A 23,646-nucleotide genomic window follows, 5' to 3' on the forward strand; every position below is an offset into this window, starting at 1 on the left:
CGTTGATTCCTCCCCGCGACGAATTGCGTATTATTGCTGGGTGACGAGTTCGCCATCTCCTCCGACTTGGGTCCCGACAAGTCGGGTGACTCCACTTTGGTATTCGACCTTGAGCTGCTCGCAGAGAGTGCGGACGGACACGATCTCGGTTATCGCCCCCACGCCCTGACCGGCGGACCAATAGTCCTTCCAGACCTTCGGACTGATTTCCTCGGCCACGTTGAATTGAACGGGACCGGTCTGCGGTCGACGGAATTTCTCGATGGTTTGCCTGAGGAAACTCGCTCCCATCCCCGAGATTTCATCCGTGAAGACGATATCTTCGATGCATGAGGAGAGAATCGTCTCTTTTTGGCCGCGGGAAGCCATGCTCTCCTCGGTGGCGACGAACCTCGTTCCGAGCGACACCATGTCGGCCCCCGCGGCGATCGCACCCGCGATCGCCTGCCCACTGCTGATTGCACCGGCGAGGATGAGAGTCTTCTTGTCGACGATAGGCCGCAGCTCGGCCAGGAAGGCGAAGGGATTGTATGTCCCCGCATGGCCACCTGCCCCTTGCGTAACCGCGATGATCCCATCGACTCCCGCTTCCAGCGCCTTGATCGCGTGTCTGACGGTGGTCGCATCGTGAAATACAAGACCACCATAGGCGTGGATCGCATCGACAATCTCGCGCGTGATGCCAAGCGTCGTGACGACGATGGGGGCCTGGTACTTGATCGCAAGCGCCAAATCAGGAGCTTGGCGTGGATTGGTGCGATGAATCCCGAACATGGGGGCAAACAGCGCCGAGCTCTCGTCGGACAGGCGGCGTCGAATTTCGATCAGCCAGGCTTCAAACCCCTCCGCCTTTCGCTGGTTGAGGGTCGGAAATGCTCCGACGACGCCGGCCTTGCATGCCTCGACGACAAGGTCCGGTCCGGAGACCAGGAATAGCGGTGCGGCCATCACCGGCAGCTTCAGTCTTTGACGCAGTTTCTCGGGGATCATCCGTCACCTCCCGAGGATGGTGACAACAGCGGCAGCCTCTTCAACGCCGATGAAGCCGCCGCCATTTTCAGCGATCGCGAGACGCGCGTCAGCGACCTGCCGGGCGCCGGCCTCGCCGCGGAGCTGCTGCACGAGTTCGTAGATCTGACCGAGACCGGTGGCGCCGATCGGGTGCCCCTTCGATTCGAGACCTCCCGAAGGATTGACTGGAATTCGTCCGCCCAATGCGGTCTCGCCGCGCTCCGAAAACGCCCCACCCTCGCCGATTTCGCAGAACCTCAAGTTCTCGATCTGGACGATTTCTGCGAACGCGGATGCGTCGTGCACTTCCGCGACCGAGATGTCCTGCGGTCCGACACCCGCCTCGTCGTACGCCTTGTCCGCTGCACGTCGACAAATATGTCCCTCGGCATCGGACCATTCGCGGGAGGATCCGCTGGCGAGCGCGCAACCGAGAACGCGGACCGGTCGGACGTCGGAAAATCGCTGCAATGTTCGCTTGGTACAGAGAATCGCTGCCGCAGCGCCGTCGCTGATCGGCGAACACATCGGCAGCGTGAGTGGCCAGGCGATGAGTTTGCCCGCCAAGACGTCTTCGACGCTCATGTCGTTCTGATATTGTGACAGAGGGTTCAGCGTGGAATGGCGGTGGTTCTTGCCGGCGACGGTCGCGAGCTGACGTTCGGTCGTGCCGAATTTGCTCATGTGACCCTTGGCGAGGGATGCGTAGAGCTCCATGAACGGGCTTGCTACCCCGGGCCCACGCCCCGCCGGAGTCGGGAAGCCGGCCCCGATCGAAGCGAGCCGCTCGGCAATGGCCTTCGACTGGTGGACGTCCCATCCGCCGTCGAAAACGGCAGCGGATTTGAGGCGATCCTCGTTGTACATCTTCTCCGCGCCAACCACGAGGGCGATATCGGCGGCGCCGGCACGAAGATGATTGATTGCCTGGTAGAACGCCGTGGAACCGCTGGCGCACGCATTCTCGACGTTCACGATCGGAATGGATTCGATCCCGATCTCTCGCAAGGCGATCTGACCGCGGATCAGATGCTGACCCTCGATGATCGACTGGGTCGTATTGGAGAAGAATGCGGCCTCGATATCGGCGGCCCGACAGTTCGCATCCTTGAGCGCTTGCAGAACGGCCTCGGCCACAAGCGATTTCAGGGACCGATCTAGCCAGCGGCCGAAGCGGGTCATGCCGACGCCGACGACAAAGATTTCTTCCTTCATGACATTTGCTCCCTGGAGTGGCTGCTATCGGCCGACGAAATTCGGCTTGCGGCGTTCGCGGAACGCCGCCAAACCTTCGCTTCGGTCGAAGCTCGTCGTCTGCAAATTGCTTAGAGATTGTTCCAGCGCGAGGCCGGCTGCTTCCGACATGTCGAAAGCGTGCTCGACGAGCTGCTTCATGCGCGCGAGCCCGATCGGACTTTTGGCTGCAATGGCGCCGGCGATGGCATCGACGCGCGCCTGAAGTTCCGCGGGCTCGACGACTTCATTGACCAGACCGAACTCTGCCAGGCGCTCGGCGGGCAATAGCTCGCCCGTGAACAGGAGTTGTTTGGCGCGTCCGATTCCGATCCGACGAGGCAAGCGAATGCTGCTGCCGGCGCCAGGCACAAGACCGTAGGTGGCGTGACCATCTCCGATCGGCGCTCTGCGTGCCGCGATGATGATGTCGCAGGCCAGCAGTAATTCCAGGCCACCACCGACAGCGGTGCCGTTGACCGCAGCGATCGTCGGCTTCGGACTTGCCGCAATTTTCGACATGAGGGTTGTCGCGCTCAGAAGGAACGTCGCGGTCGCTTCGTCACGCTGGTGATCAGGCAGTGCTTCAAGGAATCTGAGGTCCGCGCCTGCGCAAAAGGCGCGACCAGCACCCGTGAAGACGATCGCCCGAACCGACTGATCCGCCAGCATCTCGGCGAGGCCGAAATCCAGGGCCTTCAACAAGTCCGGGCTTAGGCTGTTCAACTCCTTGGCACGATTCAGCGTGAACCAGGCAGCCGCACCGCGTCGTTGAATGGATAACTCTTCTGTCATTTTGCGTGCCCTCGTCTATTTACTTCAAAGTAAAATGATTGTATTTAAAGTCAATACAGATCTTGAAGGAGGTCCTTATGACCAACATCCTCGACCTCAACGGACGCATCGCGCTCGTCACCGGCGCAGGACAGGGGGTGGGTCGCCAAGCCGCGCTGCACCTGGCTTCCAATGGCGCCGGCGGCGTGGTGGTCAACGATTTCCATCTGGATCGGGCGCTGGCCGTCGCCGAGGAAGTTCGCTCGATGGGCGGCTCCGCGACCGCCGTTCAGGCGGATGTCACTTCGCTCGAGTCGGTCGAGGGCATGTTCGCGAAGGCGCAGGAGGCTTTCGGTCCCGTCGATGTCCTGGTCAATAATGCCGGCAACGCTGGACCGACCCAGGATGTTGCCGATATCAAGCCGTTTTGGGAGACCGGCCCGCAAGACTGGGCGGCGTGGCTCGGTACCAATTTTTACGGCGTCTTGAACTGTTGCAAGGTGGCCTTGCCGAACATGATGTCGCGACGGTACGGGCGGATCACCACCGTGATTTCTGATGCGGGCCGCGTCGGCGAACCCCATCTTGCGGTCTATTCCGGTGCAAAGGCGGGAGCCGCCGGCTTCATGAGAGCGCTCGCCAAGGCCGTCGGACGGTCGGACATCACCGCGAATTGCGTTGCATTATCGGGAATCCGCACGCCCGGAGTAGCCGGCCTCATTAGCGACGAGGCGGTTGCCCGAATGTTAAAGAGCTACTTAATCCGCCGCCTCGGTGAACCGACCGATGCTGCCAATATGATCCTCTTCCTGAGCTCAGATGCGGCGAGTTGGATCAGTGGGCAGACCTATCCCGTCAATGGAGGGTACGCCGTCTCCTCGTGAGAACGTCGATATGCACCGGACCGAACGGCGAACTGATTGTTTAAACCTGCCGCTTCTGGTAATCGCCGGACGAAGGGAGACGACATTGCCTGCACGACCTCGGAGGGCTGACGCCTGGAAAGACGCTGGTCAGAGCCGCGACGACCAGTTCGCCGCAAAGCGCGCTGCCCTGATCCGGAAGGCTGCCAGAGCTTTCAGCGCGCGCGGCTTTTATAATACCTCGCTCGACGACATCGCGGCAGAGCTTGGCGTCACCAAGCCGGCTCTCTACTACTACGTCAAGAACAAGGAAGAGATCCTTTACGCCTGCCACCTGATTTCGAACGAACTCGGTACTCAGGCGATGACGTTCGCGGAGAGCCTGCCCGGCAGCGGGCTCGATCGGGTGGTGGCGCTCGCACGCCGGTACGTCGAACTTCTCACGGGAGAATTTGGCGCATCCGCGGTGTTGATGGAGTTCGATGCCCTCCAGCCCGAAAACAAGAAGACGATCGTGACCGGCCGAAACCGCTTTGATCGTCGGTTCCGTGCCCTGATCGAAAAAGGCGTCGAAGACGGGTCTATCCGCAAAGTCGATCCCAAGCTCACCGTCTTTTTCTTCATGGGATCGGTGAACTGGATGACCCGCTGGTTTCGACCGGACGGCGCCTTCAGCGGACAAGAAATGGCGGATCGATTCGCTGACTATCTGCGAGAGTCAATCAAGGCGAGTTCGAACCAAGCCTGATGCGTCATAACCACGGGCCGTGCGCCGATCCGGCGCATCGAAAAGGGCCAGCAGATATTTGACTTTCAAGTCACTTTATCATCGAAAAAGACAAAACTGGGAGGACTGCGATGAGCTTGTCGATCCACAGCGGCCTGACCATCGCCGGCCAGACGCTTCGCGCCCTGCGCCGATACCCCGACCGGATTGCGTTTTCTTCCGAAATTGGGACTCTCAGCTACGCTGGGGCAGCCGACCTGATCGGACGCATTCAGTCGGTGTTTTCGCGTGATGGGCTCGCGCGAGGCGAACGCGTAGCCCTGCTCTCCGAGAATTCGGCGGAGAGCTGGTGCACTGCCGTTGCAGCTCAAGGATTGGGCCTAAGCGTCACATGGCTTCATCCGAAGGGCTCACTTGCGGACCATTCCTTCCAAGTGGAGGACAGCGAATCGGCCGCGATCGTCATCTCCCCTGCGACGCACGCCGAGCGCGGCAGAGACTTGGCTTCCAAATGCGGGAGCTCGGTCAAACTGTTCTCTTTGGGCTCTTTTGACGCCGCCCCAGACTTGCTGCAACTCGCTACTGATAGCGGCGCGACGACGGCGGTCGATCTGGCAAAGCCCGACGATATCGCGCTTGTCCATTATACGGGTGGCACGACCGGCCGAAGCAAAGGCGCAGTTCGGTCTAATCGGAGCGCGGTCGCCTTTGCGTGCGTAAGCGTCCTCGCCGATGTCGAGTTGCCCGAGGTCCCTCACTATCTGGCGATCGCGCCAAACAGCCATGCAGGTGGAACGATGCTACTTCCAACTTGGCGTCAGGGCGGGACCGTTCATACGGTAACGAAGTTCGAACCCGAGCGCGTTTTCAACGCGATTGAAAAGCAGCGGATCAACATAACATTCCTGGTGCCGACGATGCTGTACGCATTGCTGGACCATCTCGAACTCGCCCGGAATGATATCAGGTCGCTTCAGTGCGTCTATTATGGTGCGGCACCGGCGTCGCCACAAAGGCTGCAGCAGGCGATCGATCGGTTGGGACCGGTTCTGTCACAGGGATACGGTCAAACCGAGTGCTACCCGATTTCAGTACTCCGACGCCAAGACCACTTGGTTCCCGAGCTCCTGACTTCTTGCGGGTTGCCGGTGGCGAACTGCGAGGTGCGTCTGTTGGACAGCGCAGGTCAAGAGGTCCCGGTTGGCGAGCCCGGCGAGATATGCGCGCGCACTCCGGCGGCGATGGATTTCTACTGGCGTCAGCCCGAACTCTCAGCCGAAACACTTCGAGACGGGTGGGTACATACCGGCGACATCGCACGCATGGATGAGCGCGGGTACATGTTCATCGTCGATCGCAAGAAAGACCTCATCATCTCCGGCGGCTTCAATGTCTATCCGCGAGAAGTGGAAGATGCACTGACGAAGTGTCCAGGAGTGAAGATGGCTGCCGTGGTTGGATTACCAGACAACTATTGGGGCGAAACGGTCGCAGCTGCCGTCATCGTGGATTCTGGATCCGACATCTCAAAGGAAACGATCGTCGCTCATGTCAAAGCATTGAAGGGAGCGATTCACACGCCGAAGCACATTCACATCGTTACCGAGTTGCCACTCACCTCGCTCGGCAAGATAGACAAAGTAAGGCTCCGACAAGAGCTGATGGCTAACCATGCAGGCTGACGCCTGGCGACACCGACTAGCTCGCACCGAAGGTTCAGTAACAGCTCGGGCGCCGCAGCACACGTATCGCGTTCTCGATTGATTTCTCCGTGATGATGTCGCCGATACGGATTCCGGCGCGTAGCAGGTTCATAGCCGCGGCGCCGGTCGCCTCAGCGGCTCGCAGACGTTCGGCATGGACGGCCGGGATGATAACAGTCCCGGGCAGCAGCACACCGGGCGCCTCCGAGAGCGACGCCATCTAATCCGTTGAGGATGCTGTAGGGCTGTGCAGTGCGATCGTCATGGTTCGCGGCCAGGGTCTGCGCCGTCGTGCGAGTCCGCGTCATCCTGATGACGGTCTCGAAGTTCTGAATCCATCACCCCGACGCCATGGCTCAGCTTCGGATTGAACTGCATCAGACTGGCATAATCCAGCAGGTTGACGATGGTGTATCCGACGGTGGGGTCGGTGCTATTGGTGAAATTCACCGGTGGGGTGGTAGGAATGCTGCCGGCTTGCGCGGCGCAGCCGGTAAGCCGGCTACATCACCGGCCAGAACCTGCCGATGGATGGCGGCTTATATCCCGGAAGCTTCTGAGAAAAACGCGTGCGGAAACCTCGCGGCCTCTCGTACAAATATCGGGGGAAATCGAAAGAGATTCAGGCACGATTGGCATCGGATGCAATTGCAGGGCGAGAGGTGGCTCGCGTAGCGGGGCTGTCATCGCTGACGATCCCGCGAAAGATTTCGGCAATCAGCGGCGCACTGCCAGCAGGAATACCGCGGTGAAAGACCAGGCGGATGTGTTGTGGACCAAAGGGGAGGCATCCCAATCCGACCCGATCGAGCACTGTGGCCAGCGCCTCGCCGCTTAAGCCCAAACCAACTGCTGAAACCAGCACGATATTCGTCTGCGGCCTTGTGACGGTAAAGGCCGGCAGCTCTGCAATCGCAGCGGCGGCCTCGCGGGCCAGTTCGTGATCCTGTTTGAGGCATTGGATTTCATCCAGCGCCGCAAGACCTCCCGCTGAGATAACGTGGCTCGGACGGCAAATCCCGCCCACGCGGCGCCAAGCTTCTGCAGCCGCTGCTACAATGTCCGGGTTGCCGGCTATCGCCGCACCGTTAGGCGCTCCCAGTCCCTTATTGAAACTGACACTTACGAGATCCGCCGGGCCTGCCAGCGCAGCCGGCGACTCTCCCGATGCGACGGAAGCGTTCCAGAGCCGCGATCCGTCCAGAAAAACGCTCCAGCCCGAAGCTTTGGCCCGTTGCGCAGCGCGGTTGGTTTCATCCGCGCTCAACACCGCGCCTCCCAAGCGGTTATGGGTATTCTCCAAACAGAGAATCGCATCCGGCTCATCATGGCAGGTTGAAAGATCGATCGAACCGACGGTCTGTGCAAAAGTCTGAAGGCGTGGTCGGGCGATCCAGTCGAGCCCTGCCCGTTCATTCGTCATGAGGTGGCAGGATCGATCCATAATGAGAGTGCGGCTAGCCGCGCCCAGGGCAACGAGAGCCGCGATGTTCGCCGCAGTGCAGGTCGGAAATATTGCGGCTGCAGGCTTGTCGAGCAGTTGGCATACCTTGCGCTCGAGAGCCTGCTCAATTGGATCGCTCCGCCATCCAAATTCGCCGTGCCGGCCCGCGGCTGCGATTACGGCACTGGCGACTGAAGCCGACGGAGGAGCGACAATGTCGCTCCTCAGGTCGAAGCGAAATTTCGGAGCGCTATCGGGAATGATGCCCACTATTCCTCGCGAACGTTGCATTGACCGCCATCGGCTGGTAGGCGATTATGCCGAATGTCAATTTATTTTCTAGTTGGAAAATCCGCAAATGCAAGCCCCTGCGTCTCGCCATCGTTCGAAATCAGCGACTCCCGACGCCACTATTGGCGAGCGCCTGAGGGCGATCCGCTTCGAGCGCAAGCTCACCTTGCAGGCCGCCTCTCGGCTCTGCGGCGTCGGCCTGTCCACTCTTTCCAAGATCGAAACGGGACAGGCCGCTCCTGCCTATGGCACGCTCAAGCGGATCGCCGAAGGCCTCGAACTCGGTTTCGAAGAGTTGATTTCCGGCGATCGACCCGAAGCAAGCGGTGCCCGCCGCACGATAACCCGCAGCCGCCAGACGTTGAAGTTCAAGAGCAAGCGCTACGACTATCGCGTCCACGCAGGCGAACTGGCGAACAAGGCAATGGTACCGTTGGAAATGGAAATCCGAGCACGCGATCTGCCCGAACCGCCCGATTGGAGCCAGCATGACGGCGAAGAATTCATCTTCATCCTCGAAGGCGAGATCGAGGTGCGGCTGTCGGACTATGCACCATTTCGGCTGAAGCAGGGCGAAAGCGCTTATATCGACAGCCGTATGCGGCATGCCTTTGTGGCGCTCAGCCCCGGCCCCGCGCGCATGCTTTCCATCTGCTATGACCCCAAGCACAGACAGCGCACAGCCGACGAGTTCCTGGACGCGACGCGACGTCGATCACGCACTGGAACTCGCCGCTGACATTTTCGCGGATATTGTTTGGCTGGGCCGGGCCGCCAGGCCGGGGACACTCAAACGGACACCGTTGACACGGGTACTACGGATACCTAGCAGGTCCCACGAGAGAATTTTTTTCTTAAGAGAAAATCCTATTGACACCTGTTTTTCGTAACCTCTAGCATTGCCCCCATCATAGATGGAGGATGGCATGAGGTGGTGCTTAGCAACAGCTTTCGCGGTGTTCGCCACCCTTTGGGCTGGCGGCGCCAAAGCAGACTCTACGCTAGCTGCCGTGCGCGAGCGCGGCGTTCTCAACTGTGGGGTCACCGCCGGACTGCTCGGCTTCTCTGCGCCAGATGCCCAGGGAGTTCTTCGTGGCATGGATGCAGATGTGTGCCGCGGCATCGCTGCTGCCGTCTTCGGTGATCCATCCAAGGTTCGCTTGATGGTAACTACGCCGACGCAACGCTTCATAGCGCTGCAATCTGGCACGATAGACGTTCTCCTCATGACGGTGACGATGAACTCTTCCCGCGATACCGGCCTGGGTCTGATTTTTGGGAATACGTATTTCTACGACGGTCAGGGTTTCATCGCATCCAAGAAGCTCAGCGTGACATCTGCGAAGCAGCTCAGTGGCGCCAGTGTCTGCCTTCAGCCAGGGTCCGATGCCGCATCTGGTGCCACCGACTACTTTCGTAGCAACGGCATGGAATTCAAGGCGGTTATGATCGAATCCCAGCAGGAAATCGTTTCAGCTCTGAATGCCGGCCGTTGCGATGTATTCACGACAGATGTTACGGGGTTGGCTTCCATGAAGGCGAAGAGCTTCGCATCGCCAGACGACTGGATCATACTGCCGGAAATCATAACAAAATCGCCTTTCGCTCCGGTCGTCCGCCAGGGTGACGATCAGTGGCTGACCTTGGTCCGATGGGTCGTCAACACGGTCATCGATGCCGAAGACCTTGGCATCGACAGCAAGACGGCGAAGGACCCCAGCGTCAAGAACGATAACGCCGAGATCCGACGGATGCGAGGGCTTGACGGAGAAGCCGGAAAGCCGTTCGGCCTGCCAAATGACTGGCCGTCTCAAGTCGTTGCCGCGATCGGCAACTACGGGGAGCTCTACAATCGCAATCTCAGCGTTCTGGGCCTGCCACGGGCGCTCAATCGTAGTTGGCGCGATGGCGGGCTGATTTTTGCTCCCTCGTTCCGCTAAGAGCGAAGTGAGCTATCTTCGCAAAATCATGCGGCGGCAGTTTCGGGCAGAGCGCCTCGTCCCGGTCCTGCTGTTCGCATTAGTGGTAGGAGGTTTCTCGCTCGCATTCGCCAATCTGTTCGCGAATCTGCGCGCCAGAAATATTGCGAGCGGCTTTGGCTATCTGTCACGGCCCGCAGGCTTCGAGATCGGCGACACCTGGATTTCATATTCACCGCAGATGAGCGCCGGTCGTGCGCTCCTGGTTGGCTTGGTGAACACGCTTGTCGCTGGCGGGGGCGCTGCAATTCTCGTTACCCTGATCGGCTTGTTCGCTGGGTTTGTCGTCGCCTTCGGCGGAGGTGGCGGCCGAGCCGGTCTCAGGCGATACGTCAGCCTGACGCGAAACGTCCCGTTACTTCTTCATATCATCGCATGGTATGCGGTGTTTCGTGAAACGCTTCCTGCACCGCGTAGCGCACTAACCTTCGGCTCTGTCGTTCTCAGCACTCGCGGCCTCGTTCTGCCAATCCCCCGAGAATGGGGCGGCCTCTTTGAGCTCGTTACAGCGATCGCATCGACGATCGGATTCGCGCTGGCATTCCGTGTCTTGAGGGGACGGTGGTCGAGATTTTGGATCGCCGTATCAGCCTGCGGCGGAATTTCGGTCTGGTTAAGCCTCCTGCCGATGAACGCGCCAGTGCTTCGTGGTTTCAACTATACCGGCGGCTGGACCGTGTCCGTGGAATTCTGCGCGCTCGTGCTCGCGCTTGGGTTCTATGCCGGTGGCTACGTCACCGAAATCGTCCGTGGCTCGATCGATTCATTTCCGCGCGGTCAAGTCGAGGGTGCCTTCGCCATAGGTCTATCAAAGACGCAGTTTTTCCTCCTCGTGATGGCGCCACAAATCGTTCGCGGCATCGCGCCGGCAATGGTCAATGTCTACGTCAATCTGATCAAAGCGACCTCGCTGGGGATCGCGATAGGCTATCCTGATCTCGTCTCCGTCTCCAACACCGAGCTTAGTCAAACAGGGCAGGCCGTCGAGGCGATTGCGTTGATCCTCGCCAGCTACCTCGTGATCTCGCTGGTTGTATCGTTCGGTTCGCAGCGTCTGTTCGGCGATCCGATAAGACAGGCCTCGAAATGAGCGCCATCCAGGACGTCTATCGAACGACAACCTCCGGAAACTCGGCGACTCGCCGGTGGATAATTCGGGGCAGTCTGGCGATCGCCGTCTTCATCGCGATCCGCTGGGGCATTTGGAATGCGGTTTTCATGTCCTCCAGTCCCGACGTCTGCCGAGCGGCCAACGGAGCCTGTTGGGCTGTCATCACCAGCCAGTGGAAGCTTGTGCTGTTTGGCACCTATCCGTTCGCCGCAATCTGGCGTCCGTTCGCGGCAACCGTGGTCTTGCTCGCGGCATTTGCCGTCCCGCTGGTTCGGCCCAGCCTACGGGTTCTCGCGAGCAACTGGGCCGGCGGCCTTGTAACTGCGATTGCCCTTCTCGATGGTCGGCCGTTTGGCTTGCCTGTCGTCGAAACCCATGACTGGGGCGGAATACCCCTCACGCTGCTCCTCTCCGAGGGAACCATACTGCTCGCCTTCCCTCTCGGGCTCGCCGTTGCTCTTGCTCGCAACAGTGGCAGCGTGGTCTTGCGTTCCCTGGCCTTGGTCGCGGTCGAGTGCATTCGCGGTGTCCCACTCGTGTCGTTGCTTTTCTTCGCGACGCTTGTAATGCCGCTTTTTCTTTCGGGCCTGTCCAACCTTGACAAGCTCTCCGCCGCCGCCGGGGCGATTGTTCTGTTCAACGCAGCGTATGTATCGGAAATCATCAGAGGCGGCCTCAGCACCGTCCCGCGAGGTCAATTTGAGGCTGCAGAATCTCTGGGTGTTCGGTGGATCACAATGCAGAGGCTGATCGTTTTGCCTCAAGCCCTCAAGGTCTGCGCTCCATCCCTAGTGAACGAGGCCGTGGGAATTGTGAAAGACACCTCTCTGGTCGCTGTCATCGGCCTGCTCGATCTCATGAACGCTTCAAAACTCACGTTGATCGACGTCCGCTGGGAGAGATACTTCGTGGAAGTGTATCTCGTCATCGGCCTGGCCTATTTCCTCATGTGCTCCGCCGTAGCAAGCCTCGGACGTCGGCTTTCAGCGCGGCTAGACACTGCTGCCCCCCTCCAAAACGACAGCGCATCCATCATGCTGTCTGCGGCTGCCGCCGGAGGACAGGCGTAACTCTTCGCGGCAATCGGCACGGATGGTCGACTGCCATAGGAGTTCCTAGCACGTCTATTTTGAGCGCCGCCAATACCGCCTCGGTTTCGCTCAGCAGCCGGTCGACGTTGGCCTCCGAAAACACCAGCGGCGGCCGGATCTTCAGCGTATTTGCCGCGGCCCCCGTTGCCGAGATCAGTACGCGACGGGCCCGAGGCCCGTTGACGACGGCTAGTGCGGCGGTGGCGTCCGGCTCCTTGGTCTTTCGGTCCTTGACCAACTCAACGCCGACATAGAGACCAGCGCCGCGAACATCGCCAATCCGCTCGTAACGCTTCGCCATGTCGCGCTATATGACGCTGGAAACCATCGCACCAATGAGCGATGATCCCACCGTCAGCCTTCCGGCGATCGCCAGCTGACCAGCCCGGCTCTCGCCGGCGAACGCGGTGACCCGCCGCCAGCTACACCACGCCAAGGGACACGATCCTGGCGCGCCTTAGCGGTTGCTGTTGCTCCTGATAGGAAGATCGTCGTAGCACGCCGAAATGGGCCAGTTGTTGAGCCGATCGGGTCTTCAGGACGCAGTGCGTTCTTGCCTGCTGAAGAGCCAAAGCTGGGCAAAGGGGGCGCCCCGCTATGACGCGTGCCCCAGCGTCAGACAGGACGAAGGGACCTAGGGTGCAGTCCGCCAGTCGCGATTCATCTATGTCGGCGAGATCGCGGCGTTTGCACGCTTTGGCTCGTTTAGGTTCGAACTTGCCCGCGTGCCATCGGACGACCGATCAGGCGAGCAAGCGTCCCGAGCACTTCGTCCGCGCGGATGGAAATGACACGAGCGTCAGCGATCCGAATCTCTTTGTCCCCTTCGCCATGAGTCGAAGAAAATCCAAAATGTCGAATTGTGATAGATGTCACATATCTTCCCGTAATCGTATGCTACGCTTCGTGAGTACGGGGCGCCGTATTTGTTTCTTTCGATCGTCGTCCCAAGGTTGGTTCGGCAAAGTTTCAAAATTTCTGCAAATTCCAGAGTTCTGCAAATTCAATGGGGCCTCTGCCGGGCGCTTGCGCAAACGGCATCTCCGGGTCAGATTAATCGCCGGAATTGGTGCCCTGCAGGCATGCGCGCTTGAGCAGTAGTCTCACGGGCACGAGGGGTACACATGCCGCGATCTGGTTCCCGGTCGAGCTGGGCGGTCGTCGCCACAGCCGCCACGACGCTGACGCTGAAACTTGCACTGATATCTGCGCTCCTGCCCGCGACGGCGGTCGCGGCGGACGCGCCTGATCCGTTCGCCTCCAATTTCGGCGTCTATCCGCCAGCGGACTCCAACCCGCCGCCGTTCGAAGGGCCCTACAAGTTTCGCAAGCTGAGCCACGACTATCCGGCGCAGCCGCCGGAGCGGTCGTGGCGCGACGTCAAGCCGGAAGGCCGCATCACCGTTGCCAACGCCGCCGACTACATGGCGCGGCTGAAGGACTATGTCGCGCCGTCGCTGCGCAAGATGATCGAGGCGCCCGCGCAATGGGATCCGGCCTCGAGCGGCTGGTACGACATGCCCTGGATGGGGCCGGCGGACGCGCCCGCCGACTACGACAGCGGACGCGATCCGATCCTTGGTGCGTTCACCGGGCAGATAATCCTCGGGGCGAGCGAGACCAACAGCGCGCTCAAGGGCGACACCGAAAACCACACCATCGTCTATTACGACCGCATGGCGGCGACGATGTTGGGCAAGATCTGGAAGGACATAGGCAAACCCGAGGTCGATGCCGCGAGCTTTCCCGAGGGCGGCCTCGTGGTGAAGGCTGGAGGCGTGGCGGCGACGCCGGCCGACTGGTCGGTGGTCGATGGCGCGGCGATCTGGCGCGTGTATCGGCCGCCGCTCAAGGAGATCCTCGACCATCGCCTGCACGGCTCGAATGCGCCCTACACGTTGCAAGTAACGGATTTGCGCGTGATGCAGTTCGACATCATCGTCAAGGACACCGACGCGGCGCCGGAGACGGGCTGGGTGTTCACGACCTTCGTCTACGACAAGGATGCGCCCAAGGGCACGGGCGCCTGGGACCAGCTCGTGCCGCTCGGCGCCACCTGGGGCAACGATCCGCAATTCGATCTCTATCCGGAAGGTCATCCGCCCGGCACGGCCCTCACGCAGTTTTGGCACAATCCGAACGCGCCCGCCTATACCGACGCCACCCTCGGATGGGGCGGGCGCATGTCGGGACCGATCGACATCGCCCAGCGCCACGGTGTGATCCTGGTGGAGGGCGTCCAGCGCGGCCAGCTTAAGACCGACGCCGATTGCGATTCGCCGAACGTCAGGCATACTGACGTCTCTGGCGGCTTCCATGCGTCCGCATGCCTGAGCTGCCATGGCACCGCCCAAAGCTTGGTTCCGGCGCGGATGTATCCTTCACCGGTCATCGCGTCGCTGCCGCTGGACGGAACGCCGTTCTGCCTCTACACGCCGGGCGGCCCGCAATGGGCGCAGTGGTATCAGAACCGTCCGGGCGACCAGCCGCAGCTTCTGTTGCCAGCGCTGCTGCTGCCCGCGGCCGTCTCCACCGCGAGCATGACGGCGCTGCCGTTCGTGCGCTTCGCGCCCAATCCTGCGACGCCGGTCAATCCGCAAGCGATCCACCGCGCCCTGACGCAGGCGCCCCGGGGGCTCGACTATGACATGCTCCTGATGTTCGCCATCGGTAATGCGCAGACGAGCAGCCAAGGTTTTACCCTGCTGCCGAAGCGGACACCGGTCCATTGACCGCCTTCTGCACCGAGTGCGGCACGCCGCTCGGCGAGAGCGTCAAGTTCTGCGGCGCGTGCGGCACGCGGGTTCCGGAGGCGAAGGTGACCGTTCGGCTTGCGCTCGGCGAGCGGCGCAGCATGACCGTCCTGTTCGCCGATCTCGTCGGCTCGACCCAGATGATCGACGGGCGCGACCCCGAAGAGCTGCTCGACGGCCTCGCCGCCTATCGCATGGCCATCCGCGAGACAGTCGACGGCTTCGGCGGTTTCATCCTGCATCATCTCGGCGACGGCGTGGTGGTCTGCTTCGGCTACCCGATCGCCAATGAGGACGCCGCCGAGCGCGCGGTCCGCGCCGGTCTCGCCATCGTCGACAAGGTCGCACGGCTTGCGCCTGCGGTCGCCGGCACTCCGCTTCAGGTCCGTATCGGCATCGCCACCGGTGTGATCGTTGGGCAGGGTAATGCGGCCACCGCGCGCATCGAGGACAATTTCACCGGCGCGGCTCTCAACATTGCCGCACGGCTGCAGTCGCTGGCTGCGCCGGGCGAGGTCATCATTGCGCAGTCAACTGCACGCCTGGTCGAGGGTGTGTTCGAGGCGCGCGCGCTCGGGCCGCAGACGCTGAAGGGTTTCGCCGAGCCGATCGCCGCGTTCGTGCCCACCGGGATTCGCGCCGGCCGCAGCCGCTTCGAGCGCCGGCTCGATATCGCGCGCGCTCCGCTGATCAATCGCCATGTCGAGCGCGATGCGCTCAGGCGCCTGTTCGACGCGGCGTGCGGGGGAGCGGCACAGTTCATCAATCTCGTCGGCGAAGCCGGCATCGGCAAGTCGCGCCTTGCGCACGTGCTGGACGAAACCGCGCCGGACGCCGCGTTCCAGACCGTCAGTTTGCAATGCAACGCTGCGCTCGCCAACACCGTGCTGCACCCCCATATCGATCTGCTGCAGCGGCAGTGCGGCATCGCGGCCCATGACGAAGACGGCGTGCGGCTAAAGAAGCTGCGCGTGTTTCTCGATGGCCGGCCGGCGACCGATCCCGATGCGCCGGCGCTGCTCGCGAGCCTGCTCGGCATTGCCGGCGAGGATGTGCCGCCGGTCCGCATGAGCCCGCCCGAGCAGCGCGCGCGCACGCTCGCGATCCTCCAGGAGCTCATGGTTGCGCAGGCGCGGGAGAAGCCGCTGGTCGTCGTCTATGAGGATCTGCACTGGGCCGATGCCACCTCGCTCGATTTTCTCTCCGGCTTCGTCGAGGCAAGTCCCGCGGCGCCCCTGATGATGATCGCGACCACGCGGCCCGGATCGCGGCTCGAATGGGCCGCGCACGAGAGCGTGACCACGTTCGCAGTCGACCGGTTGACGGCGGCCGATTCCTCGCGCTTTGCCGAGGCGATCGGGCGCAATATCGGGCTGTCGCCCACTGACGTGTCGCGCATCGTCGCCAAGACCGACGGCGTGCCGCTGTTCGTCGAAGAGATGACGCGCATGATGCTGGAGTCGCCGGATCGCATCCGCCGCGGCGATTTGCCCGAAACCCTCTCCGACCTGTTGACCGAGCGGCTCGACCGGCTCGGGCCGGCCCGGCGCGTGATTCAGGTCTGCGCCGTGATCGGGCGCGAGTTCGCGCCCGCGCTGCTCGCCGCAGTGACGGAACAGCCCCTCGAAGAGCTCGACGAGCCCCTACAGGCGATCCTCGCCTCCGGCCTGATCGGCCAGGGGCCGGGCGAGAACCTCAGCTTCAAGCACGCGCTGATCCAGGATGCGGCCTATGCCTCGCTGCTGGCGCGGCCGCGGCGCGAGCTTCACGAGCGCGTCGCGCAGCGGCTGATCTTGGACTTCACTGAGACCGCCGAGCGCGAGCCCGAGCTCGTCGCCCGCCATCTCACCCTCGGCGGCAGGCCGCATGCGGCAGCGGGATGGTGGCTGCGCGCGGGCGGCGCCGCGATCGGGCGCGGCAGCGCGCAGGAGGCGGCGGCGCTGTTGCAGGCGGGTCTCGATGCGCTCGCCGACCAGCCCGATGACGAGGCGCGCCGGCGCGAGGAACTCGGCCTGCTCGCTGTGCTCGGCCCGGCGCAGATGGTGATGAAGGGTCCCGGCAGTCCCGACTTCGGTGCCGTGCAGCGGCGCGCCTACGACACCTGCCGCGCGCTGCCCGACACGCCGTCATTGTTCCGCATCACCTATGGCCTTGCCCTGTTTCACTGGGGCAAGGCGGAATTTGCAACCGCGCTGCCGCTTGCTGAAGCGCTCGATGCGATGAAGGCCGATGACCCCAGCGACGAGCACACGCTCGCGGCCGGTAACATGAACGGCATGATCCGCCTGCATCTCGGCGACGCGGTTGAGGCGCGGAGCCGTCTGAGCGAGACGGTCCGGCTTTACCGGCCGGAGCGCCACGCGCCCCTCTATCCGCACTACATGATGGATTTCGGCGTGTTCGGCCGCTTCTATCTCGGCATCGCCTGCGCGATGACCGGCGCGGGCGATGCCGGCGCGGCCCATGCGCGGGATGCGGTGCAGCTTGCGGAGGCGCTCGGCCAGCCGCATTCACGCGGCTTTTCCATGCTCGCCAATTTCATCGTCGCGATGCTGCGCGACGACGTCGCGACCGCCCGCGACTGGGCGACGCGCTGCCGCCCGTTCTGCGTCGAGATGGGTTTTCCGGAATTCGTCGCCTTCGCCGACGTCGCGTCCGGCTGGGCCGAGATCCGGGACGGCGCCGTGGAGAATGGCCTTGCGCGCCTCGACGAGGGCATCGCCGCCTGGAAGGCCACTGGCTTCGAGACCTGGCAGACCTGGTTCGGTGCGCTCCGCGCGCAGGCGCTGGTCAGGCTCGGCCGCCACGACGAGGCCCGCTCTGAAGTCGCCGAACAGGAGCGCCGCGCGGTGCAGAACGGCGAGCGCCTGTTTGCGCAGTATTTGGCGGACGCCATGCCGTCGTCGCCGTGAATGGGCGGGGGCGCCGCGCCGCCACTCTCTCTGCCGGTCAACCTGTCGAGGGACAAACCTTCATACGAAACGGAGCCAGTTCGCGACTGATAAGGAAATACGCAAAAGCTTATCAGTGGCTGAGGCCAATGTTTCGTATCTCTTCGCGAACGGCATCTCACAGTTGATGAGGAATATTCGCCAATCAAGACCCTCTACCAATACCCGCGGAGCACAACTTGGATCGACAACACAGCGCGCCAATTCTTCTCACCTCAGAAGGGCGCTCCGTTGCTCTTGAGCTTATCCCGCAGCGTGGCCCGGCGGCTGCAATGCTTGAGGCCGAAATACAGGTGCTGGTCCACGCTCACGCTGCAGCTCTGCCGATTGCCGAAATTGACCCTATGTTTGTGGGTGCCATTAGCGTTTGCCGGGAGATGCAGCTTGGCAGGGCTGGACGCGTCGACAACTTCCTGATCACTCCTTCAGGCTTGCCGGTGTTGGTCGAATGCAAGCTGTGGCGCAACCCAGAAGCACGGCGCGAGGTGATAGGCCAAATCCTCGACTATGCCAAAGTGCTCAGTCGATGGTCTTTCTCCGATCTCCAGCAAGAAGTCGGGATCCGCACGGGCATGGGGCCGGATGCACTTCTCACGCTCGTCCTTGCCGCAGCCCCGAATGTTGAGCTGTCACGGCCAACCTGCGCCGCGGCCGCTTCCTGCTACTGATTCTTGGCGATGGAGTGCGAGAAGATGTCGAGGCTATCGCAAGCTACCTGCAGATCCATGCCGGATTGCACTTCACCTTTAGTCTGGTAGAGTTCCCGATTTACCGCCTGCCTACCGGAGAGCACTTGATCGCACCTCGCGTCGTCGCTCGCACAACGTCCATTTTGCGAAATGTCGTTGCGGTACCTGAAGGCGTTATCGTGCAGGATCCGGATGACGCCGTAGCTGATGAGGACGCAGAGGTCGATCCCGACCGCGCCGCTTTAGCCGCCACGCAACAGGCATTCTGGAAGGAGTTTTTGGACTCTCATCTGCACCTCGACGATCGGACCCAGAGCATTCCCAAGGCTGCGCGTCAGGGCTATCTCGCTTTCATGTTGCCAGCACCTCAAGGCAGCAGCTGGCTCACCGTCTACCGAGACTTGCACAAAGGAGAGGTCGGCGTCTTCCTCTCCGCTAGTCGGAACAGCCCCGGCGAGATGGCTATGAATGAAATTGTTGCCAACTGGGACGAAATCAAGCCTGCTTTGAACGGCACGGCCCGTCTCACGGAGGACAGATATAATCGCAAGCGAATTATCGACTCAAAGTCGGTAGGGAACCTCAGAGATGCTGCCGTTCGCAAGGAAGCCTTTGATTGGTTAGCGGAGCGGGTAAACACCTTTGTAAACGTGCTGCGCTCCAGAATCCGCGACGTGGTCGCTGATGAAGGGGGACGCGCCTACTAGCGTTACGGTCGTCGTAAATGCAGGTTGCCTCACAATATGTGATGCACGGACTTCTATTCCACCAATCTGTCCTGAAAACTCGCCAGCCCGGCGACCGGTCGCAACGCTCGGCACACTGTTAGAGTTCGTCTGACTGATAAGCTTTGTACAATTTCCTTATAAGTGCGCCAATTGACTCCATTTTGTTTGTTAGAAACTTTATCAGTCGAAGAACTGACTCCGTTTGCGATCAAACCTTATCAGCCGGCAAATGGACCGGATTTGACGTCATAGGCGCCTCAATGTCTCTCGCAAGGATTGCTCATGTCGCGTCTGTCGTCTCGAAGCTTGTTCCGACCTCGACAAGATGTCGCAAGCATACAACGGCCCCGGCAGCAACCTCCCGAGGATCCTTGCCAGTGCGCTGAAAGCCTCGGAGGTTCGGGGCCAGGGGTGTCTTATCAACCTTATTGATCTAACTCGCTTTTTCTTACGCCCCGGAACAATAGCTACGGTGTTTGCAACGGTCGCCTCAGCACCATCGCAACCGTAGTTTCGCCCGCGAACTTGCCCTGCGGCCTGCCCCTAAAGCCTTCCTTCGAAATGGCCGGGGAGCGGATCTAAGGACGCACGAACGACCTTGAGCACATGTCTTTTAATCACGGGGTCCTGGGTTCGAGCCCCAGCGCGCTCACCACCTAAAGCCCTGATATCTCAAGTCAAATTCTGAATTAATGTCACGCGCTCAAAACACTTTCTGCGACTCGGGTAACGCGGGGGTAACAGAATTTCGCAAACACTGACGTACAGCTTTACGCATGTTTGTGCAGAATCGGGCAGAGACCAATCAGCGCTCCGACAGCTCGCGTTCCGCGCGCAGCCAGAATTCCAGGTCCCGGCCCTCAGGGCGTCCCGCGTCTTCCCAAAGCTTGTGCGAACGTCTTTTGATTTCCGCCTCCAGGGTCGCCGCCCGCAGTCTTCGGAGCCTATCGCTGATCTCCGCGGCGAACTCCCTGAGACGCTCGACGGTCGCGTGATCCCCGATGCGTGAGACGGCCCGGTTAGCCAGTTCGAGCTGATGCTCAAGTTTCCGAATTTCGATTAGTTGATCCATCAACGCAGACCCGGTTGCGACGGCGTCAGAGAGTGTCCGGGGACGTGCGGCGGCCTCCGCTGCGGAGGTAACCCGACCGATGTGACGGGTTCCAGATTCCCGAAGCCCCGCGGGCGGCGCTGCTCCTTCGAACGGGAGAAGTCGCCTTCGCCGCCGAATTCCGCCACAACTACGCGGGCAAATGCCGGATGTCTGAAAGCGTCCGCTGCGAACATTGCGAAGAAGAGTTCGAGCCGGGGGAGCTGATGGTCCTTGCGCCTCCGGCCGGGCGCGGCGAGCTTATCTCCGGGCGGTGCGTAGAGATCATGCTGCGTGGAGCTAACGCGGAGCTACCGCGCGAGAATTGACGGCTGCCGTCACTTGGGAAAAGGCGATTGCACCCCTTCGGTCGGGAGGCCGTTGCGCTCAAACGCCTTGCGGGCAGCGTCGAACGTTTCCTGCTCTCGGGCATCCGCGTGATCGAACCAGTGGCCGGGGGCGTTCGTGGCAATACGATGCGCGAAAAATGAGGACGGATGCCAGTCTTCCTTCGGACGCTTGTCGAAGAGAACGACTCCCCCCCGGGTGAAATACCGCGGTCCCGCAATGTCGCAGTTTACCTGCATTTGAAGATGCCAGAAGTCTCCGCTCTTCGGCTTCTGCTCATCGAGTTTTGGGACGTAATCCACTGCAACCGGATCATTGGTGATAGCGCACCGGCCAAGCTTGAGAAGGTCTCCCAGCTTGCCTTGCGCGGTGACAACAAAGTTGAAGTTTGAGAGATCGTGCAAAAAGCCAAGGTTCGGCTTCTCTCCTCCCTCGGTGGCCTCCGCACCTATCAATGACAGCGCGAAGGGCTGCCAACCCAACTCCATCGGCTTTGCGTACGGCGGATCAAGAGTCATCGTGCCGTCTGCCGCCAATTCCCAAAAGATCGTATATTCGTCGCCCGATTTGTCATTGCTGTGTCTAGCCCATGAGAACGTAACGGCTTCCTGTCCGCCACCGGTCTTATCGACCTCCCATCCCCTAGGGACGAAGTGCGCAACCTTCGAGACCTTAGCAAATATTTGTTCGGCGGTTTCGCCGTCCTGTGCTCGCCACGTGCTTTTGACTTTGGCAATGGTGGCGTTGTCGTCGGCACGCGCTGCTAAGCTAGTCAACAGGACAGCCACGGCCAAAGTGATTATCTGTCGCATACTACCCCCGCCCCTCCTATCGCGCGCATCTTAGGGTTGATACTCTATCCGCCCAAAGGGTTCGGGGGTCTTCCATGCGATTTGTTTCCACAGCCTTTGCTGTTCTTGTAGCCAACATGATGTTTTCCGCCATACCGGTTCAGGCCGAAGACAGTGCTCCTAGCAGACTAGACAGTATCACCAAGTCCGCGCGTGAGGCCAAGAACCATAAGTGCGGATGACCTGGGACCGAGCCTTCGACGAGGCCGTGAGCCGCCGCTTCTGCCGGCGAGAAATTGTCGCCGGGACTGCTGTCCTATTTCGATTCTGCGCATTGTCCCCACGCCATGCCGGAGACCGACGCAGAGAGATTCTTACGAGAGGCCGAGGAGTGCCTCCGAGAGGCGGACAAGGCGAGAAATCCGCTGGATCAAGAGGCTTGGCTGAAGCTCGCCGACGAGTGGATGAAGCTTGCGCGAGCCGCCAAGGAACGTCGCAGGTAAGTCCGTTGCAGGTGATCAACGAAATTGCACTAATTGAGGCGGTCTTACCGCATGCCCATGAACAGCGCCGCAACAAACAGTGCGGCGCCAAAGGCTGCAATGCCAAGGCAAATGCGCGCGCGACGTGAATAATTCTCAACGTGCGGGTCTTGGATCATCGGACTTACTTCGGCGCTGAAAGCCGGGCGAGTGAAGCCATTCACTCATCTGTGAGCCGGTCAGCCTGTCTGGCCTTGCGGATCGCTGCCTCCCGTACAGGTCCATGGGGGAGTGACTCGGCTTCAGCGTCTTGCTTCCTCGGCCAGTCTCTGCTCCAGCGTTTTCGTTTGTTTGAACCGCCTGCGTTGCTCACTCATCACTGACAACTGCTAGTTTGCAGCGACAAGCGCCGGGCGACGTTCCTAACGTTCCTAACGCTCCTATTTCAAAACAGGCCCCCCAAATTCAACTAGGCCATCGCGCTCGGACACAGGCCAGTACCCGAACTTGCACGAGAGCGGCACCTATGTGCGGCTGCTGCCGCGAGGCGCCGACCTATTCCCGCGTCAGTGAGGCCCGCTCCCATACTCAGTGGACCAGATTTATTTGCCTTAATGGCGGGCAACTATTGGACAGAAGCACGGCTGACTAACTGGAGGTCTCTCCGTCTCTCGTCACCTCAGCTCTCGTCACCGCGTCCAGTCTTTCCAGTTGACCGGATAAACCAGTGAGGCTCCTGGCGATGTTTCTCAGTAGGAAGGCTCGGCTTTCGGAAATGCGGGGCATTGAAGAAAGGGCTTTGTAGTGATTTGCGAGTTCCTTACATCTGGCGGCCGTAATCATGCGGGCTCCATCAATCAAGAACGATAGAGACTCATAACCGCACCACCCCGGGGGAGTTGCAACTTTTCCCGCACTTAAGGACGGCGCCGGCCGCATCCACGCGTCCGGCGACGATCTACTTTTGGCTTTTGGGCCTGAATGAGCAGGACGTAGAGCGTGTTCTGGAATTCGTCCGTCACTTCCATCCGCCAATCCCAGCCCGGCACCAGCTTCCCGTCAATGCCCTGAAGGATCTGCCCGGCGGTGACCGTGGCCTCCTTCCACGCCGCGTGTTCGTCCGGAAGCTCCTCTCCTTCGCGGTCAATCTCGGTGCGGTCGTGCGTGATGTGAAAGAAGTATTTTGGCATGCGCCAATAATGCGCTACGGCAGGATCAGTTTCCTGACTACCACGAACGATTAACTTGGCGACCGCAGCCCGGACGGAATCAACCAATCACTAAGATGCGCCCCGGTCTCCGCGATCCGCGCGCGCTTGAGCAGGGCCTCGCGTTCAGCACCGGCAGGTAACTGACCGGCTTGCGCCTTGAGTTTAGCCGCCTGCTCGGCCATCCGTTCTTCGAGCGACCGTGTCTGCTTCACTTTGCGGCGCTCCGGCATGGCGCACTCCTCAAGCAATTAAAAACGACTGGGAAACGGGGTCAGCAAGATTTAGTTCCGCCGGCGAAACTTGGACAAAGTTTAATCCGGGATACCCACATTTGTTAGCGGCATCGGCCGCCAAAAATCGGATGATATCCGCAGTG

The 23,646-nt window shown here is 60.9% G+C and carries 23 protein-coding genes; 12 read left to right on the forward strand and 11 right to left on the reverse strand.

Features of this window, described 5'->3' with window-relative positions:
* Window positions 1–30: 30 nt before the first annotated feature.
* The 3 genes from V1280_RS22280 to V1280_RS22290 are packed head-to-tail and all read right to left on the reverse strand — an operon-like array spanning window position 31 to window position 3,039.
* The gene (locus V1280_RS22280; protein ID WP_334528861.1) at window positions 31–990 is read right to left on the reverse strand and encodes an NAD(P)H-dependent flavin oxidoreductase; all 960 of its coding nucleotides are present in this window, start codon (window positions 988–990) and stop codon (window positions 31–33) included.
* Between the two features lie 3 nt (window positions 991–993).
* On the reverse strand, window positions 994–2,226 hold the full coding sequence (locus tag V1280_RS22285) for a thiolase family protein (RefSeq protein WP_334528864.1): 1,233 nt from the start codon (window positions 2,224–2,226) through the stop codon (window positions 994–996).
* A gap of 24 nt (window positions 2,227–2,250) precedes the next feature.
* Window positions 2,251–3,039, reverse strand: a complete 789-nt coding sequence (locus V1280_RS22290) for an enoyl-CoA hydratase/isomerase family protein (RefSeq protein WP_334528867.1) — start codon at window positions 3,037–3,039, stop codon at window positions 2,251–2,253.
* Between the two features lie 77 nt (window positions 3,040–3,116).
* On the opposite strand from V1280_RS22290, the gene V1280_RS22295 reads away from it, so the two are divergent.
* The 3 genes from V1280_RS22295 (at window position 3,117) to V1280_RS22305 (ending at window position 6,290) form a co-directional block, all read left to right on the forward strand.
* On the forward strand, window positions 3,117–3,902 hold the full coding sequence (locus tag V1280_RS22295) for an SDR family NAD(P)-dependent oxidoreductase (RefSeq protein ID WP_334528870.1): 786 nt from the start codon (window positions 3,117–3,119) through the stop codon (window positions 3,900–3,902).
* 10 nt (window positions 3,903–3,912) lie between these two features.
* On the forward strand, window positions 3,913–4,629 hold the full coding sequence (locus V1280_RS22300) for a TetR/AcrR family transcriptional regulator (protein WP_334528872.1): 717 nt from the start codon (window positions 3,913–3,915) through the stop codon (window positions 4,627–4,629).
* A gap of 110 nt (window positions 4,630–4,739) precedes the next feature.
* Window positions 4,740–6,290, forward strand: a complete 1,551-nt coding sequence (locus V1280_RS22305) for an AMP-binding protein (RefSeq protein ID WP_334528873.1) — start codon at window positions 4,740–4,742, stop codon at window positions 6,288–6,290.
* A gap of 34 nt (window positions 6,291–6,324) precedes the next feature.
* On the opposite strand, the gene V1280_RS22310 is transcribed toward V1280_RS22305, so the two are convergent.
* The 3 genes from V1280_RS22310 to V1280_RS22320 all read right to left on the reverse strand — a co-directional run bounded on the left by V1280_RS22310 (window position 6,325) and on the right by V1280_RS22320 (window position 8,025).
* The gene (locus V1280_RS22310) at window positions 6,325–6,531 is read right to left on the reverse strand and encodes a dihydroxy-acid dehydratase domain-containing protein (RefSeq protein WP_334528876.1); all 207 of its coding nucleotides are present in this window, start codon (window positions 6,529–6,531) and stop codon (window positions 6,325–6,327) included.
* Window positions 6,532–6,572: 41 nt separating this feature from the next.
* Window positions 6,573–6,761 (reverse strand): hypothetical protein, encoded by a 189-nt coding sequence (locus V1280_RS22315; RefSeq protein ID WP_334528878.1) that lies wholly within the window; start codon window positions 6,759–6,761, stop codon window positions 6,573–6,575.
* Window positions 6,762–6,933: 172 nt separating this feature from the next.
* Entirely contained in the window at window positions 6,934–8,025 is a 1,092-nt protein-coding gene (locus V1280_RS22320; protein ID WP_334528880.1) for a threonine aldolase family protein, read from the reverse strand.
* Window positions 8,026–8,113: 88 nt separating this feature from the next.
* On the opposite strand from V1280_RS22320, the gene V1280_RS22325 reads away from it, so the two are divergent.
* The 4 genes from V1280_RS22325 to V1280_RS22340 all read left to right on the forward strand — a co-directional run bounded on the left by V1280_RS22325 (window position 8,114) and on the right by V1280_RS22340 (window position 12,206).
* Window positions 8,114–8,785, forward strand: a complete 672-nt coding sequence (locus V1280_RS22325) for a helix-turn-helix domain-containing protein (RefSeq protein WP_334528883.1) — start codon at window positions 8,114–8,116, stop codon at window positions 8,783–8,785.
* Between the two features lie 187 nt (window positions 8,786–8,972).
* Window positions 8,973–9,986: an amino acid ABC transporter substrate-binding protein gene (locus V1280_RS22330; protein WP_334528886.1), complete on the forward strand. Its 1,014-nt coding sequence runs from the start codon at window positions 8,973–8,975 to the stop codon at window positions 9,984–9,986.
* The gene (locus V1280_RS22335; RefSeq protein ID WP_334528889.1) at window positions 9,967–11,115 is read left to right on the forward strand and encodes an ABC transporter permease subunit; all 1,149 of its coding nucleotides are present in this window, start codon (window positions 9,967–9,969) and stop codon (window positions 11,113–11,115) included. The genes V1280_RS22330 and V1280_RS22335 overlap by 20 nt, the downstream gene beginning before the upstream one ends.
* Complete coding sequence (locus tag V1280_RS22340) at window positions 11,112–12,206, forward strand: amino acid ABC transporter permease (RefSeq protein ID WP_334528892.1); 1,095 nt, start codon at window positions 11,112–11,114, stop codon at window positions 12,204–12,206. The genes V1280_RS22335 and V1280_RS22340 overlap by 4 nt, the downstream gene beginning before the upstream one ends.
* Here the strand turns inward: V1280_RS22340 and V1280_RS22345 are convergent.
* On the reverse strand, window positions 12,169–12,528 hold the full coding sequence (locus V1280_RS22345) for a hypothetical protein (protein WP_442895150.1): 360 nt from the start codon (window positions 12,526–12,528) through the stop codon (window positions 12,169–12,171). The two genes, V1280_RS22340 and V1280_RS22345, sit on opposite strands and share 38 nt — an antisense overlap.
* An 823-nt stretch (window positions 12,529–13,351) precedes the next feature.
* Here V1280_RS22345 and V1280_RS22350 point away from each other — a divergent pair.
* From V1280_RS22350 to V1280_RS22365, 4 genes are all read left to right on the forward strand, one after another.
* On the forward strand, window positions 13,352–14,959 hold the full coding sequence (locus tag V1280_RS22350; RefSeq protein WP_334528895.1) for a hypothetical protein: 1,608 nt from the start codon (window positions 13,352–13,354) through the stop codon (window positions 14,957–14,959).
* Window positions 14,956–17,892 (forward strand): AAA family ATPase, encoded by a 2,937-nt coding sequence (locus tag V1280_RS22355; protein ID WP_334528898.1) that lies wholly within the window; start codon window positions 14,956–14,958, stop codon window positions 17,890–17,892. Before V1280_RS22350 ends, V1280_RS22355 begins: the two co-directional genes overlap by 4 nt.
* Before the next feature lie 218 nt (window positions 17,893–18,110).
* The gene (locus V1280_RS22360; protein ID WP_334528901.1) at window positions 18,111–18,599 is read left to right on the forward strand and encodes a hypothetical protein; all 489 of its coding nucleotides are present in this window, start codon (window positions 18,111–18,113) and stop codon (window positions 18,597–18,599) included.
* A 14-nt stretch (window positions 18,600–18,613) separates the two neighbouring features.
* Window positions 18,614–19,327 (forward strand): hypothetical protein, encoded by a 714-nt coding sequence (locus tag V1280_RS22365; RefSeq protein ID WP_334528904.1) that lies wholly within the window; start codon window positions 18,614–18,616, stop codon window positions 19,325–19,327.
* Between the two features lie 826 nt (window positions 19,328–20,153).
* Here V1280_RS22365 and V1280_RS22370 read toward each other — a convergent pair.
* Window positions 20,154–20,420: a DUF2934 domain-containing protein gene (locus V1280_RS22370; RefSeq protein WP_334528906.1), complete on the reverse strand. Its 267-nt coding sequence runs from the start codon at window positions 20,418–20,420 to the stop codon at window positions 20,154–20,156.
* Window positions 20,421–20,776: 356 nt separating this feature from the next.
* Window positions 20,777–21,598, reverse strand: a complete 822-nt coding sequence (locus V1280_RS22375) for a nodulate formation efficiency C protein (RefSeq protein WP_334528908.1) — start codon at window positions 21,596–21,598, stop codon at window positions 20,777–20,779.
* Window positions 21,599–22,016: 418 nt separating this feature from the next.
* On the opposite strand from V1280_RS22375, the gene V1280_RS22380 reads away from it, so the two are divergent.
* Window positions 22,017–22,208: a hypothetical protein gene (locus V1280_RS22380; protein WP_334528911.1), complete on the forward strand. Its 192-nt coding sequence runs from the start codon at window positions 22,017–22,019 to the stop codon at window positions 22,206–22,208.
* A gap of 768 nt (window positions 22,209–22,976) precedes the next feature.
* On the opposite strand, the gene V1280_RS22385 is transcribed toward V1280_RS22380, so the two are convergent.
* Window positions 22,977–23,336 carry a DUF6894 family protein gene (locus V1280_RS22385; RefSeq protein WP_334528913.1) on the reverse strand — a complete coding sequence of 120 codons (360 nt, stop codon included), beginning with the start codon at window positions 23,334–23,336 and terminating at the stop codon, window positions 22,977–22,979.
* Entirely contained in the window at window positions 23,300–23,500 is a 201-nt protein-coding gene (locus V1280_RS22390; protein WP_334528916.1) for a hypothetical protein, read from the reverse strand. Before V1280_RS22390 ends, V1280_RS22385 begins: the two co-directional genes overlap by 37 nt.
* Window positions 23,501–23,646 lie beyond the last annotated feature (146 nt).

Origin of the sequence: Bradyrhizobium sp. AZCC 2230, assembly GCF_036924495.1 — a bacterium.
GTDB lineage: Bacteria > Pseudomonadota > Alphaproteobacteria > Rhizobiales > Xanthobacteraceae > Bradyrhizobium > Bradyrhizobium rifense.

Bases quoted from the DNA above. Each gene is read 5' to 3' on its own strand.
- V1280_RS22280 (WP_334528861.1), bottom strand. From the start codon at position 990: ATGATCCCCGAGAAACTGCGTCAAAGACTGAAGCTGCCGGTGATGGCC.
- V1280_RS22285 (WP_334528864.1), bottom strand. From the start codon at position 2,226: ATGAAGGAAGAAATCTTTGTCGTCGGCGTCGGCATGACCCGCTTCGGC.
- V1280_RS22290 (WP_334528867.1), bottom strand. From the start codon at position 3,039: ATGACAGAAGAGTTATCCATTCAACGACGCGGTGCGGCTGCCTGGTTC.
- V1280_RS22295 (WP_334528870.1), top strand. From the start codon at position 3,117: ATGACCAACATCCTCGACCTCAACGGACGCATCGCGCTCGTCACCGGC.
- V1280_RS22300 (WP_334528872.1), top strand. From the start codon at position 3,913: ATGCACCGGACCGAACGGCGAACTGATTGTTTAAACCTGCCGCTTCTG.
- V1280_RS22305 (WP_334528873.1), top strand. From the start codon at position 4,740: ATGAGCTTGTCGATCCACAGCGGCCTGACCATCGCCGGCCAGACGCTT.
- V1280_RS22310 (WP_334528876.1), bottom strand. From the start codon at position 6,531: ATGGCGTCGCTCTCGGAGGCGCCCGGTGTGCTGCTGCCCGGGACTGTT.
- V1280_RS22325 (WP_334528883.1), top strand. From the start codon at position 8,114: ATGCAAGCCCCTGCGTCTCGCCATCGTTCGAAATCAGCGACTCCCGAC.
- V1280_RS22330 (WP_334528886.1), top strand. From the start codon at position 8,973: ATGAGGTGGTGCTTAGCAACAGCTTTCGCGGTGTTCGCCACCCTTTGG.
- V1280_RS22340 (WP_334528892.1), top strand. From the start codon at position 11,112: ATGAGCGCCATCCAGGACGTCTATCGAACGACAACCTCCGGAAACTCG.
- V1280_RS22345 (WP_442895150.1), bottom strand. From the start codon at position 12,528: ATGGCGAAGCGTTACGAGCGGATTGGCGATGTTCGCGGCGCTGGTCTC.
- V1280_RS22350 (WP_334528895.1), top strand. From the start codon at position 13,352: ATGCCGCGATCTGGTTCCCGGTCGAGCTGGGCGGTCGTCGCCACAGCC.
- V1280_RS22370 (WP_334528906.1), bottom strand. From the start codon at position 20,420: ATGGATCAACTAATCGAAATTCGGAAACTTGAGCATCAGCTCGAACTG.
- V1280_RS22375 (WP_334528908.1), bottom strand. From the start codon at position 21,598: ATGCGACAGATAATCACTTTGGCCGTGGCTGTCCTGTTGACTAGCTTA.
- V1280_RS22390 (WP_334528916.1), bottom strand. From the start codon at position 23,500: ATGCCGGAGCGCCGCAAAGTGAAGCAGACACGGTCGCTCGAAGAACGG.